This window comes from Streptomyces sp. WAC05374, assembly GCF_004353505.1.
Lineage (GTDB): Bacteria > Actinomycetota > Actinomycetes > Streptomycetales > Streptomycetaceae > Streptomyces.
This window is the reverse complement of sequence record NZ_SMNQ01000004.1, coordinates 171,615-184,921: the sequence shown is the minus strand read 5'-3', so window position 1 is coordinate 184,921 and position 13,307 is coordinate 171,615. Positions and strand designations below refer to the sequence as shown.

The window sequence follows — 13,307 nt, the reverse complement described above, 5'->3', positions numbered from 1 at the left end:
AGGCCGTAAAGACAGCCGTGTTGGCCACCGGTGACGCCGTTACGCCAGATAGCCCAGCCCCGGGTGCTCCGTCACGTACGCGTCCAGGAGCCGCCGCGCCACCGCGACGGAGTCGACCAGCGGGTGCAGCGCGAACGCCCGCACGGCGGCCTCCCGCGAGCCGCTCTCCGCCGCCGCCATCACCTCGCGCTCCGCCGCCTTGACCGCCGTCACCAGGCCCACCGCGTGGTACGGCAGCGGCGTCACCGGGGCGGGGTGGGCGCCGTTGCCGTCGACGAAGCAGGGCACCTCGACCACCGCGTCGGCGTCCAGCACCGACAGGGTGGTGCGGTTGCGGACGTTCAGGATCAGCGTGGCGCGCTCGTTGCGGGCGATGGCCCGCATCAGCGCCAGGGCCACCTTCTCGTAGCCGCCGGACTCCAGGTCCTCCTCGGCCCGGTCCCCGGCCCCGGCCGCCTCCCGGTTGGCCGCCATGTAGGTGGCCTCCCGGTCGGCCAGGGTGGCGTACCAGCTCTCCAGGGAGGGCGCGCCGTAGAACGCGGCCTGCTGCTCGTGGAGGTACGCCCCGCGCGTCCGGCCGGCGCCTCGGTAGGCGCGTACCGCCTCGCGGTTGAAGTAGTAGTAGTGCAGGTACTCGTTGGGGATCGCGCCCAGCGAGCGCAGCCAGTCGGCGCCGAACAGCCTGCCCTCCTCGAAGGAGCCCAGCGCCTCCGGGTCCGCCAGCAGCCGGGGCAGCTCGTCGCGCCCCGCCACCCGTACCCCGCGCAGCCAGCCGAGGTGGTTGAGCCCCACGTAGTCGAACCACGCCTCGTCCGGGTCGGCGCCCAGCAGCCGCGCCACGCGCCGCCCCAGGCCCACGGGGGAGTCGCAGATGCCGATCACCCGGTCGCCCAGGACGCGCGACATGGCCTCCGTCACCAGCCCGGCCGGGTTGGTGAAGTTGATGACCCAGGCGTCGGGGGCGAGTTCGGCGACCCGGCGGGCGACCGCCACCGCCACCGGAACCGTGCGCAGCCCGTACGCGATGCCGCCCGCGCCCACCGTCTCCTGCCCCAGCACGCCCTCGGCCAGCGCCACCCGCTCGTCGGCCGCCCGCCCGGCCAGGCCCCCGACGCGGATGGCCGAGAACACGAAGTCCGCGCCCCGCAGCGCCTCGTCGAGGTCGGTGGTCACCCGCACGGCCGGAGCGTCCGGCACGCCCCGGGCCTGTTCGGCCAGCACTCCGCCGATCGCCCGGAGCCGGTCCGCGTCCACGTCGTACAGCGTCACCCCGGTGACCCGGCCCTCGGCGTGGTCGCCCAGCAGCGCCCGGTACACCAGCGGCACCCGGAACCCGCCGCCGCCCAGAATCGTGAGCTTCATGGCGGCCACGCTACCGGGCCGGAGGGGCCCGGCCGGGGCGGGTTGACCCCGACCGGAGTGTGCGAGACGATACGTATCGTCTAGATGGCGGCGTCCGGCTGTCGTCGATCCGCGTCCGAGGGAGACCCCGTGCCCCAGCCACACGTCCAGTACGTGGAGACCGCCCCCGGTGTGCGCCTGTGGACCGAGCGCCGGGGCGAGCCGGACGCGCCCGCCCTGCTCCTGGTCATGGGCGCCCAGGCGTCCGGCCTCGGCTGGCCCGAGGAGCTGTGCGACGCGCTCGCCGCCCGCCACCACGTCATCCGCTACGACCACCGCGACACGGGCCGCTCGACCTGGTCGTACGAGAAGGAGCCCTACCGGCTCACGGACCTCGCCGACGACGTGGTCGCCGTGCTCGACGGCCTCGGCATCGACCGCGCCCACCTCGTCGGCATGTCCCTCGGCGGCATGCTGGCCCAACTGGTCCTCTGCGACCACCCCGGCAGGGTGCTCAGCGCGACCCTGTTCGGGACGACCGCGCTCAGCACGGCGCCGTTCGTCCGCCCCGACGGGACCCGTACCCCGGTGGAGGAGCTGCCGGGCATCGACCCGCGGGTCCTCGCCGAGTGGGCCCGGCCCGTCGAGGACCACGGACTCGAGGCCGAACTCGACCGCCGGGTGCGGCACTGGCGGCTGCTCAACGGGGAGGCGGTCCCGTTCGACCGCGCGTACTTCCGCGAGCTGGAACGGCGCGTCGTCGCTCACACGGGGCGGTACGACTCCTCCGGCGCCCACGCCCGCGCCGACCAGTCCGGCATGGACCGGACCCGGGCCCTCGCGGCGACCCGGGTGCCGGTGCTCGTCGTCGCGGCCCCCGCCGACCCCCTGGCTCCGCCGCCCCACCCCCAGCACCTGGCGCAGGTGACCGGCGGGGGCGCCACGCTCGCCGAGGTTCCCGGGATGGGGCACGCGCTGCCCCGCCAGGTCCTCGCCCCGCTCGCCGGGGCGATCCTGGCGCACACCACCGGGTCCTGAGCCTCCGTCAGCCCAGATCGAGCGCGTTGCGCAGCCCCAGGTGGTAACGGGTGCGGTCGTGCCGCTTCAGCGCCTCGATCTCCGGGGCGCGGAACAGGGGCTTCACGGTGCACCGGGCCGCGTCCGAACCGGTGCGGTCCAGCAGGGCGTTGACCGCCTGCCGGGCGGCGGCGTTGGCGCCCTCCATCGTCGCCAGGTCGATGTCGACGGCGACGTAGTCGCCCGCCAGGAAGAAGTTCGGGACCGCCGTGCCGGCCGGCGGGCGGTGGTGGAACGTGCCCACGGGGTGGATGAGCAGCTCGTCCTCGTTGGTGGGGTGCGGCGTGCCCAGACCGTCCACGCCCGGGTCCAGGAACCAGGAGTGCAGGGCTCCGTCCTTGAGCACGGTTCGGCCCGTGTCGTTCAGGGCCGCCTTGAGCTGGGCCCACACCTCGCGGGCCACCTGCTCGCGCGTGCACTGCTTGGCCGTCCTCCCGTACAGCACGCCCGGCTTGTCCCACTCCGAGATGTCCACCGACAGGCAGTCCACGGCGGCGCCGTCGCCGAAGTCGGCGGCGAAGTCGTGGTGCGGCCAGTGCCCGGCCTGGGCGATGGCCGTCAGCGACCAGGGCGAGTCGATGCAGTTGACGTGGCCGCGGACCATCGGCGGGCGCTCGGTCAGATAGAACTGGATGCCCGTCATCCAGTCCGTCCGGAGCCGGTCGCACCGTGCCAGCGCGGGGTCGGCGGCCCGCAGCGCCGCGCCCCAGGTGCGCCGGGCGTGCTCGACCGGAAGCGCGCAGACGTAGTGGTCGGCCGTCACCGTGGTGCGCGCCCCGCCGGGCTCCTCGACCAGCGCGCCGGCGACCCGGCCGCCCCCGTACAGCACCTCGCGCAGGGTCCACCCGATCCTGAACTCCACGCCCAGGGAGCGCAGATGGGCCTCCCACGGGTCGATCCACGCCTCATTGGTGGGCGCGTTGAGGATCCGGTCCGGCGGGCCGTCCGCGCCCCGGCCGAGGGCGTTGAAGACGAACGCCTCGCCCAGCGTGCCGACCGTGCGGGTGCTGGCCTCCTCCGCCTTGGTGGCGACGATGTTGCGGGTGACGCCGATGGCCAGGATGCGCTGGTACGTCTCCGACATCCGCGCGGCCCGGGTGAACTCCCACCAGGGCGTGCGCTCCCACACCTCGTCGCGCCGCTCGTCGCAGCTCGTCAGGAAGACGAGCGCCCGGTTGACGAAGTACGCGGCCTCGTGGAGGGGCAGTCCGGTGGCCGTCTCCACCAGGGCCGTCAGGGCGCGGCGGATCTCGTCGAGGGTGAGCCGCTCCGGCTGGTGGCCGGGCCACGGGATGGGCATCCGCAGGTCCTCGCGGCCCGTGCGGGCGAACATCATCTCGCGCGGCGCGACCAGATTGTCGAAGACGCCGCGCGCGTTGCCGGGGAAGGGGATGCGGCGCATCGTGTCGGGCAGGTTGTGGTAGATGCCCGGGATGAAACGGAAGCCGTGCTCGGCGGGCAGCGGTCTGCGCCCGCCCCTGGCGCTGCCGGGCACGTCCATGCTGCGGGCCTTCCCGCCGAGCGCGCGCCGTTCGTAGACGGTGACCCCGAAGCCGCGCTCGGCCAGCTCGTGCGCGGCGGTCAGCCCGGCCACCCCGCCGCCGAACACCGCGACGGCCGGGCGCGGCGTGGCCGCCGAGGCGGAGGGCGCGGGCAGGGCGCCCACCCCGACCGCGCCGGTGACGGCGGTGGCGCCCGCCATGAAGGTGCGTCGTGTCGTACCCCTACGGTGCATGCCCCACCCCTTACCCGCGGTAACGGTCGCGTCGGTCGCAGGAGCATAGGGCCGCCCCGCCGGACCCGGAACCACCGTGCGCCCCATCCGTGCGCCGAGGCCGGGACAATGGCCGGATCACGCCACCCGGTTCCCCGGCCCCAGGTCGTGTCCGCTCTCCTCCGCCTTGCGATCGCACGCACCGGACACCGCGACCCCCGCCCTTCGGGCGGACGCCGATACTTTGCGGACACTCCCTACAGGTGAGGGTCCCCCGACAGCCAGGCGGCGACCGCCGCGGCGATCGGCTGGCCCGTCTCGAGCTCCACGAAGCCGAACTGCCCGCCCTGGTTGCACTCCAGGAACCACCACAGCCCCTCGGCGTCCTCGGCGAAGTCGAACGCGGCGTACGCGAGGCCGGCCAGGTCCATGAACTCGCGGACCGGCCGGGCGATCCGCTCCGGCACCTCGACCGGCTCCCAGCTCTGCCCCGTGTCGCCGTACCGTCCGTCGACCTGCCCCTCGGCGGCGACCTTGCGCGCGGCGAACATCCGCCCGCCGACACAGGTGAGCCGGACGTCGGCCCGCTTGGCCACGTACTTCTGGAACAGCGTCGGCCCGGCCGCGACCCCGCCGAAGTCGGTGCCCGGCTCCACCAGCGTGGTCGGCAGCGCCACCGGCGGGCCGCCGCGCGGCGGGCCCGACAGCGTCTTGACCACCACCCGCCCGTGCCGGGCCGCGAACTCCTCCGCCACCCGGGGGAACGTCGTCACGAGCGTCGGCGGCACGGCGAAGCCGCTGTGGTGCGCCACCCGCAGTTGCCACGGCTTGAACCGGGCCTGCGCCGCCTGCCGGGGATGGTTCATCCAGCGCGCCGTCGTGGAGTAGAGCATCCCGTACAGCGCCTGGGCGGTCTCGGCGGTCAGCCACGCCGAGGCCCCGGGCGCGTGCGCCGCCGGCTCACCGGGCCTGCGCACCCACACGGAGCGCAGCGCCCGGGAGCTGACCATGCGCCCCTGGGTGGACAGGTAGCAGTGGAAGTCCCCCCGGACGTACTCGGCCGACAGGTCGGCCCCACCGGGCAGGTCGGCGGGGTCGAGACGCACCAGCGGCACCCCCCGCTCGTGCAGCTCGGCCACCACCATGTCGGCCGTGACGTCCTGAGGGCTCGTCAGGATCAGTACGGTCATCAGCGCGCGCCGGCGGGCCGCTCAGTCGTCGAAGTGCGTCTGGGAGCCGGCGGTGGACGTCGTCGTGCCGGCCGCCAGGAGCAGCGCACGGTCGCTGATCGCGGGCCGCCCGTCCGGCAGGACGTTGAGCTGGAGCGCCGGGTCGTACGCGTAGAGAGCGGTGACGTCCTCCGAAGCCTTCTGCGGACGCGCGTAGGTGCACGCGAACGGCTGCATGATCCCCTCCATCACTTCGTCAACTTCGGTACAAGTGACGGTACGCGGCCCATGTGCGGGGATCTCACTACTCTCCGCTGCAATCCGGACACCCCCCGGGACGGCCGCCGCCGACCGGCACAATGGACCCATGTCCCGACGCACCGGCGGCCGCCGCGCCACACCCCGCCCCACCTCCCGTAACGCCCGCCCGGCAGGGCGCCCGCGGCCCGCTGCCGAGGTCCGCGCCGAGACCCCCTGCCCCTGCGGACTGCCGGCCCCCTACGCGGCCTGTTGTGGCCGGTTTCACACCGGTGAAGCCCTCGCTCCGACGCCCGAACTGCTGATGCGTTCCCGCTACAGCGCCTTCGTCGTCCACGACGAGCCGTACCTGCTGCGCACCTGGGCACCGGCCACCCGCCCCCGGAGCGTGGACTTCGACCCGGACATGCGCTGGACCGGCCTGGAGATCACCGGCACCACCGACGGCTCGGTGTTCCACACCACCGGCACGGTCACCTTCGTCGCCCGCTACACCCACCGGGGCGAGCCCGGCGCGCTCAGCGAGCACAGCCGCTTCGAGAAGACCGACGGCGCCTGGGTGTACGTGGACGGCACCTTCACCGACCAGTCATGACCGCCGCCCGGCGCGGGCGGCCGCCGGGCGCGGGCGGCACCGTCACCGGCCGGGCATGGCCGACGCCAGGTCCTCCGCGAGCAGCCGTTTCGCGATGGCGTCCACCGCCGCCCGCAGCTCCGGCCCGCTCGGGCGGCCGCTCTCCCGCTCGACCCGCCCGGCCAGCCACCGCCCCCACGCGTCGCTGATCACCCGCGCCTCGCGCGCCCCCGCCTCCGTGTGCGAGAACAGGTGACCGTCCCGCGTCAGGTACCCCTCCTCGACCATCCGGTCGAACACCGGTACCAGCACCTCCGGCGGCAGCCGCCGGCGCGCCGCGATCAGGCCCAGGCTCGCGTGCCCCACCAGCCGGGTCAGCAGCTCCACCTGCATCACCGCCCACGCGCCCGCCGGGTCGAGCCGGGTGTCCGACGCGGCGACCACCTGCCGCACCGTGTTCAGGTCCGTCCGGCGCAGCAGCCTGCCCACCGACAGTTCCAGCAGCTTGGCCGAGTCGGCGGTCGCGACCGGCGAGGAGAAGCCCTCGCCCATGTCCGGCGCCGTCGCCCGTGCCGTGTCGCGCAGCGGAACCTGCTTGAGGAACAGCGCCACCACGAAACCGGCGGCCGCCACCGGCACCGTCCACAGGAACACGGTGTGCAGCGTGTCCGCGTACGCCTCGATCACCGGCGCGGCCTGGGCGGGCGGCAGCGCGTGCACCCCCGCCGGGCTCTGCGCCGCCCGGGCGAGCACCGCCGCGTCAGGCGCCCCGGCGACCGAGGCCGCCTCACGCAGGCCGCCGGCCAGGTTGGGGCCCAGCGCGTTGGCGTAGATCGTGCCGAAGACGGCCGTGCCGAAGGACATGCCCAGGGTGCGGAAGAAGGTCACGCCCGACGTGGCCGTGCCGAGGTCGGCGTACTCCACGGTGTTCTGCACCGCGATCGTCAGGACCTGCATGCACAGCCCGATCCCGGTGCCGAGCACGAGCATGTACAGCGACTCGACGGCGGTTCCCGTCCCGGGGCCCATCAGGGACAGCAGGAACAGTCCGGCGCCCATCACCAGCGAGCCGGCGATGGGGAAGATCCGGTACCGGCCGGTCCTGCTGACGACGTTGCCGCTGTAGACCGAGGCGATCAGCAGGCCCACGACCAGGGGCAGGGTCCGCACCCCGGAGAGCGTCGCCGAGTCCCCGTCGACGTACTGGAGGTACGACGGGAGGAAGATCATCGCGCCGAGCATGGCGAAGCCCACGATGAAGCTCAGGGCCGAGCAGACGCCGAAGACGGGATTGCGGAACAGCCGCATCGGCAGCATCGGCTCGGCCGCCCGGGTCTCGGCCACGCAGAACAGCGCGAGCGCCACCAGGCCGCCCGCGAACAGCCCCAGGATGACCGGTGACCCCCACGCGTACTCGTTGCCGCCCCAGCTCGTCGCCAGGATCAGCGCGCTCGCCCCCACCGTGACCAGCGCGATGCCCGGGTAGTCGATCACCGGACGGCTCGGCGAGCGGACGGAGGGGAGGGTGCGGGCGGCGGCGATCACCACGAGGACGGCGATCGGGACGTTGACGTAGAAGGCCCAGCGCCAGGAGGCGTGGTCGGTGAACAGCCCGCCCAGCAGCGGCCCGATCACCGTGGAGACACCGAAGACCGCGCCGATGGCCCCCTGGTACTTGCCGCGTTCCCGCAGCGGGATGACGTCCGCGATCAGCGCCATGGCCGTCACCATCAGCCCGCCCGCGCCGATGCCCTGCAGCCCGCGCCACACGATCAGCAGCGGCATGCTGGCCGCGAGACCGCACAGGAAGGACCCGGTGATGAAGACGACCGCCGAGACCTGGAAGACCACCTTGCGGCCGAAGAGGTCACCGAACCGGCCGACCAGCACGGTGGCGACGGTCTCCGCGAGCAGGTACGCGGTGACCACCCACGACATGTGCGCCGCGCCGCCCAGGTCCGCCACGATCGTCGGCAGGGCCGTGCCCACGATCGTCTGGTCCAGGGCCGCCAGCAGGACACCCAGCATGATCGTCACGAAGACGACGTTCCGCTGCCGGGCGTCCAGCACGGGCGGCGCCTGGGGCCGGGTGCCGGTGGTCGTCACGCTTGCACCCTCACACCGGCGGACCGCCCCTGCATGCGGGCACGGTCCGGACCGGTGACCGGGGGCGTCAGAGCTCGATCTGGTACCGGATGAAGCCCCGGTTCTCCGCCACCTGGTCGTACAGCCGCCGTGCCGTCGCGTTGGACTCGTGGGTGTTCCAGTACACGCGTACGCAGTCCCGCTCGCGCGCCCACGCCGTCACCGCCTCGATCAGCGCCCGGGCGACACCCCGGCCGCGCACGTCCGGCGCGGTGAACAGGTCCTGGAGGTAGCAGACATCCGGCCCGGAGGTGTTGGCGTGCACGAAGAAGTGGGTGATCCCGACGAGCCGGCCGTCCAGCCGTGCCCCCAGCGCGTGCATCCGGGTGTCCGCCCGGAACTCCCGCCACGACCGCTCGTACATCTCCGGCGGCTCGACCCTCTCGTAGAAGTCGATGTACGCGCGGAAGAGCGCTTCCCAGGCGTCCCGGTCGGACGCCTCCAGCCTGTCGACACTGATCATGGCATCACCCTCGCACGACGCCCCGCGGGACGGCCGTCCGGGTCAGCGCCACTGGGCACGGGGCCGCAGGATCAGGCCCGGGTTGTAGGCGCCGAGCACCTTGTTCGCCCGGGCCAGCGCCGCCAGCGCGTGCTCGCGGTCGGCCTGGTCGTCCGCGCACAGCGGGGCGCGGAACCGATACACCTCGCGCGCCGCGCACTCGGCGTCGACCTCCGCCTGGAGGATGCCGATCGGCATGCACGAGCCGATGAGGGCGGCCACCCGGTCGGGGATCGGGACGGGGACGAGGGGCGACGCGGTCACGTGGAGTCCTTCACTGCTGGGCGCTGCTTGTGGCAGCCGTCGTTTGCTGTGCTCCCTCCATGGGTACAGCATCAGGTTCACGTTTACCCCCAAGGTTTGTATCTGTGCTGCAACCGTTTGCCCCAAGGCCGCTGATTTTCCGTTACGGGGAGCACGGTGCGCGTACCGGTGAGGGGCGGGCGCTACCGCCCGCCCCTCACCGCTCGCCCCGCCGGCCGGCCTCCGCGCGCAGGTCCAGCGCCCGCAGCACCGCCTCCGTGGCGAACCGGGTCCGCGGGGCGGTCAGCCGCCCGCCGAAGCGCGCCTCCAGGGTGCGCATCCGGTAGCGCACCGTCTGGGGGTGCACATCGAGCAGCTCGCCCATCTGCGCGGCGGTGCCGCGCGTCTCCAGCCAGGTGCGCAGGGTCTCGACGAGCCGGTTCCGCCGGGTGGGGGTGAGCCCGGCGAGCGGGGCGAGCTGACGCTCGGCGAGCTGGTCGACGAGCCCGGGGTCGGCCAGCAGCCAGAGGGTGAGCAGGTGGTCGGCGCAGAAGGTGAGCGGCGCGTCCTCGATGACGCCGGTGTCGATCAGCTCCAGGACGCGCCGGGCCCAGCGCAGCGAGTCGGCGGCCGAGGCGGTGGGCACGGTGAGCCCGACGGCCGCGCGGGCGGCGGGGAAGGCGGCTTCCAGCATCCGTCTTCGGGCGTCGTCCACCTCACCGGGAAACAGCAGGTGCGGCTGGGGGTCGGCCGGGTCGAGCAGGACATCGTTGTCCACCTTGGCGCGGGGGGCACCGGCGGGGGAGCGGAGGGCGACGAGCGTGACCCGGTCCGGCAGCGGCCAGCCGGTCTGCTCGGCGAGTTCGGTCACGGCGGTGCGCGGGGCGGGCGGCGCGGCGAGGATCAGGTGCAGCAGCCGCCTGCGTAACGCGTCGGGCTGTTCGACCGCCTCCGCCCGCACTTGCAGATAGCCCTCGCGGGTGAGTGCCTCCAGCTCGTCGATGTAGGCGAACAGCGCGTCGGCGAAGCTGAGCATCAGGGTGGGGGACAGGTGGTAGCGCCGGCCGACCTTCTTGGCGCGGCGCAGCGCGACCCGGGCACCGAGGCGGTAGGCCCCTTGGAGGGTCTCCAGGCTGCGCCCCTCGTACGCCTCGAACCGGCCGAACCTCCGGCACATCTCGTCGCGCAGGGTGGTCGGGGCCGAGGGTGAGGCGACCTGGTCGACGAAGGCGGAGATGTTCTGCTCGACGCCCCGGCGGATCGCCTGCCCGTAGGGGCCGTTGAGGAGGCGGGCGTACTCGGGGTAGGCACGGGTGACCTCGATGCCTATCTCCTGGATGAGGCTGGGCAGTTCGGGCCGGATGAGGGCGGCGAACTCCTGGGGGAGCGGCCCCAGTGGCTCGCCCGCGTCCGACGGCTGGGTGGCGGATCTCGGCATGGCGGGTGGCCCCTCGGGAGGCGGCGGTGCGGGGGCGCGTGGGGGGAAGCGCTCCCACGTGGGGACGGGATTGAGCACTTCGTGGGTGCTGAACATAGACCAGAAGCCCATTCCCGCGCATCAGTTCGGACACGGCCGGGGACGCCGCACGCGGATCTGGCCGAAGCCCGACCGTCGGCACGGCCCCGCGCGGGCCGGAGCCGGGCCGCGGGGGCGCGCTTACTCACTTCCGTACAAGAAAATCTCGCGATCTGTTGCCCCGGAGACAAGAAAATACCCGGCGGTAAGAGCGCCGGGGAAAACTCACGGGCGAGTATTGCGCGGCCGGTTACTCACTCGTAGCGTCATTCGCGCAAGGTGCTCCACCTGGTGGCCGTCCGAAATAGGCCCCGCGTTCCGTGAAGTGAGCCGCCACCGCTTTTCCACGCCGCGTACGAGCCGCATACGCGTTCCCCGGAAGAGCGGTCATCAGGTACGCCCCATCCCCCCAGGAGGGAACAGCCCGTGCGACGCATTACCAGAACCTCCGCGCTTTGTGCCGCCGCATTACTCGCCGTCGCCGGCGGAGTGACCGCGACGACCGCCTCGGCCGCCCCTCAGGCCCAGTGGACCGTCACCAACCCCGCCGCCGACGACAAGTTCACCGCCGCGCCCGTCGCCGGCGTGACGGCCGTCCTCAGCAACGTCAACACCGGTGCACAGCTCGTCTGCACCACGTACGCCGCCTCCGGCACCGCGGCGGACGGCGTCCGCGCGAGCGGCGCCGGCCTCGCGATCATCCAGAGCACCACCTTCGGCACGTCCGCCTCCCCGTGCACCGGCCCGCTCGGGTCGCGGTGGACGGCGAGGAACAACGCCCCCATGTCGCTGAACGGAACCTCGTACAGCGCAGGCGTCTCCAAGGGCAACATCACCGGCATCGACATCACCCTCACCGGCAGCAGCCTGCTGGGCTCCTGCACGGCGAAGGTGACGGGCTCGGCCAACACCGGCAGCTACACCAACGGCACCGGTGTCCTCGACGTCCAGGCCGATGCCACGCCCGCCCTCACCATCTCCGGCGTCACGGGCAACTGCGCCGGCCTGCTCAACAACGGCGACAAGGCCAGGTACACCGCCAAGTACAAGGTCACGCCGGTCATCACGGTGACCAGCCCGTAAGGGAAGGGACGCCAACCGCGCCCGGCCGCCCGGCCGGGCGCGGTCGATGGGAGGGCAGCGACATGAGAAGGACACGCGCGGCGGCGGTGGGCGTCGCCGTCCTGGTGGCCGGGATGATCCCCGGAACGGGCGTCGCCCTGGACGAGGGCGAGCAGACCGTGGACGCCGAGCTGGCCTACCGGTGCGTCAGGGCGGGCGAGACGCCGGCGCGGCAGGGCGGCGGTCCGGTGCCGGCGGGCGAGACGCCGGCGCGGGCCGGCACGGACGGGGGTTCGTCACGGGAGGGTGAGACCCCGGCGCCGGAGGGTACGGACGTGGTGCCGGACGGCGGGCGGGCGGCCGGGAAGGCCACGGTCCGCGTCTCGGCGGTCGTGCCCCGCCAGGTCCTGGCCGGGCGCCCCGTCCAGGCCGAGGACGTCGCCGTACGGGTCACCCTGCCCCCCGAGGCGGTCGCCGCCCTGACGGAGCACGGCGCGGCGTCGGCGGGCGGCGCGGTGAGCCTCACCACGACCGTGACCCGGCCGGGCGGCGAGCCGTCCGGGGTGCCCTGGTCCCAGCTCGCCGTCCCGGACACCGGCCTGCCGGCGGGGCCCGCCGGGGAGCCGTACACGGTCGAGGCCCGCGGAGCCGTACCGCCGGTGACCGCCGGCCCCGGGGGCGACCTCACCTTCTCGGCGGGCGCGCTCGGGCTGGACCTGCTGCCGCGCCGCGCGGACGGCACGCCCACCACGCCGCCGAACCTGTCCTTCGCCTGCACGCCCGAGCCGGGCGCCGACCCGGTGTTCGCCCGCGTCACCGTACGCCGGGCACCGGTACCGGTACCGGTGCCGGGCCGCGAGCCGTCCGCTCCTCCGTCCGCCACCGGGGCGCCGGCCCCCGCGCCCGGACCCGGCACGGCTCCCGTGCGACCGCCGCGCCCCGGAGGCGGGGAGACGGGCGGGCCCACCGCGTCGGACGACTGCGAGGAGCCGCCGCCCGTCCCGTCCGTGCCGGTCAAGGGCCATGGGTACCTCGCCGGATACGCCAACGTCGCCAAGCTCGGTGGCGCCATGTTCCTGAAGGACCCGGGGCTGCTGCGGGTCAACATGAACAAGATGGTGCAGATCCGCTGCCCCTCGCCGAACGGCCCCTTCGCCACCCTGTACAGCGACGCCACGCTCGACCACCGCGGCAAGCCGCGCTTCCCCCCGGTCCGCGCCACGTTCCTCACCTTCGGCTTCATGCCGACGACCGCGACCGCCGAACTGACCCTGGACGGACCGATCGAGATCGCCACGGACGCCTACCCGATCGACCTGGAGCAGGGCAGGCTGCCGGAGGTGTCGACCGCGACGGCCCGGCTGTGGGTCCGGCTGTACGACGTCGAGGTCAACGGCACCCCGCTCGACGTCGGTCCCGCCTGCCGCACGGCCCGCCCCATGCGGCTCGTGCTGACCGGCCGCGGCTACCACGACTTCGCCAACCAGGCGTTCGGCTACACCGTCGACCGGGGCGGCCCCCTGACGGGTACCGCCGAGATCCCCGAGTTCCGCGGATGCGGGGCGAAGGAGGACCTGGACCCGCTGTTCACCGCGTCCGTCTCCGGCAGGGACAACTTCACCCGGATGACGCAGGGGCCGCTGTGCACCGAACAGGACGCGACGTTCTGTCCCGATCCCCCCAGGCCCAAGCCCCAGAAGTGAACG

At 73.8% G+C, this 13,307-nt stretch carries 12 protein-coding genes; 4 read left to right on the top strand and 8 right to left on the bottom strand.

The window, feature by feature from the left end; translation table 11 throughout:
- Nucleotides 1–39: 39 nt before the first annotated feature.
- Nucleotides 40–1,362 carry a 6-phospho-beta-glucosidase gene (locus tag E2B92_RS11180; protein WP_126887385.1) on the bottom strand — a complete coding sequence of 441 codons (1,323 nt, stop codon included), beginning with the start codon at nt 1,360–1,362 and terminating at the stop codon, nt 40–42.
- Between the two features lie 129 nt (nt 1,363–1,491).
- On the opposite strand from E2B92_RS11180, the gene E2B92_RS11175 reads away from it, so the two are divergent.
- Entirely contained in the window at nt 1,492–2,379 is an 888-nt protein-coding gene (locus E2B92_RS11175) for an alpha/beta fold hydrolase (protein ID WP_235023785.1), read from the top strand.
- 7 nt (nt 2,380–2,386) lie between these two features.
- Here the strand turns inward: E2B92_RS11175 and E2B92_RS11170 are convergent, their stop codons facing one another.
- The 3 genes from E2B92_RS11170 to tgmA form a co-directional block, all read right to left on the bottom strand.
- Nucleotides 2,387–4,153, bottom strand: a complete 1,767-nt coding sequence (locus E2B92_RS11170; protein WP_126887383.1) for a hydroxysqualene dehydroxylase — start codon at nt 4,151–4,153, stop codon at nt 2,387–2,389.
- A gap of 236 nt (nt 4,154–4,389) precedes the next feature.
- On the bottom strand, nt 4,390–5,322 hold the full coding sequence (gene tgmB, locus E2B92_RS11165) for an ATP-grasp ribosomal peptide maturase (RefSeq protein WP_126887382.1): 933 nt from the start codon (nt 5,320–5,322) through the stop codon (nt 4,390–4,392).
- Nucleotides 5,323–5,343: 21 nt separating this feature from the next.
- Nucleotides 5,344–5,538 (bottom strand): putative ATP-grasp-modified RiPP, encoded by a 195-nt coding sequence (gene tgmA / locus E2B92_RS11160; protein ID WP_126887381.1) that lies wholly within the window; start codon nt 5,536–5,538, stop codon nt 5,344–5,346.
- 130 nt (nt 5,539–5,668) lie between these two features.
- On the opposite strand from tgmA, the gene E2B92_RS11155 reads away from it, so the two are divergent.
- Nucleotides 5,669–6,154, top strand: coding sequence for a YchJ family protein (locus E2B92_RS11155; RefSeq protein ID WP_126887380.1), 486 nt, complete (start codon nt 5,669–5,671; stop codon nt 6,152–6,154).
- A gap of 42 nt (nt 6,155–6,196) precedes the next feature.
- On the opposite strand, the gene E2B92_RS11150 is transcribed toward E2B92_RS11155, so the two are convergent.
- The 4 genes from E2B92_RS11150 to E2B92_RS11135 all read right to left on the bottom strand — a co-directional run bounded on the left by E2B92_RS11150 (nt 6,197) and on the right by E2B92_RS11135 (nt 10,461).
- Nucleotides 6,197–8,239, bottom strand: a complete 2,043-nt coding sequence (locus tag E2B92_RS11150; RefSeq protein ID WP_260604389.1) for an MDR family MFS transporter — start codon at nt 8,237–8,239, stop codon at nt 6,197–6,199.
- Nucleotides 8,240–8,306: 67 nt separating this feature from the next.
- Complete coding sequence (locus tag E2B92_RS11145; protein ID WP_126887379.1) at nt 8,307–8,741, bottom strand: GNAT family N-acetyltransferase; 435 nt, start codon at nt 8,739–8,741, stop codon at nt 8,307–8,309.
- 42 nt (nt 8,742–8,783) lie between these two features.
- Nucleotides 8,784–9,044 (bottom strand): hypothetical protein, encoded by a 261-nt coding sequence (locus E2B92_RS11140; protein ID WP_126887378.1) that lies wholly within the window; start codon nt 9,042–9,044, stop codon nt 8,784–8,786.
- Between the two features lie 196 nt (nt 9,045–9,240).
- The gene (locus tag E2B92_RS11135; RefSeq protein ID WP_126887377.1) at nt 9,241–10,461 is read right to left on the bottom strand and encodes a helix-turn-helix domain-containing protein; all 1,221 of its coding nucleotides are present in this window, start codon (nt 10,459–10,461) and stop codon (nt 9,241–9,243) included.
- Nucleotides 10,462–11,028: 567 nt separating this feature from the next.
- Between E2B92_RS11135 and E2B92_RS11130 the strand changes: the two genes are divergently transcribed.
- Entirely contained in the window at nt 11,029–11,622 is a 594-nt protein-coding gene (locus tag E2B92_RS11130) for a hypothetical protein (RefSeq protein ID WP_126887376.1), read from the top strand.
- Between the two features lie 62 nt (nt 11,623–11,684).
- On the top strand, nt 11,685–13,304 hold the full coding sequence (locus tag E2B92_RS11125; RefSeq protein ID WP_126887375.1) for a DUF6801 domain-containing protein: 1,620 nt from the start codon (nt 11,685–11,687) through the stop codon (nt 13,302–13,304).
- Nucleotides 13,305–13,307: the final 3 nt, after the last annotated feature.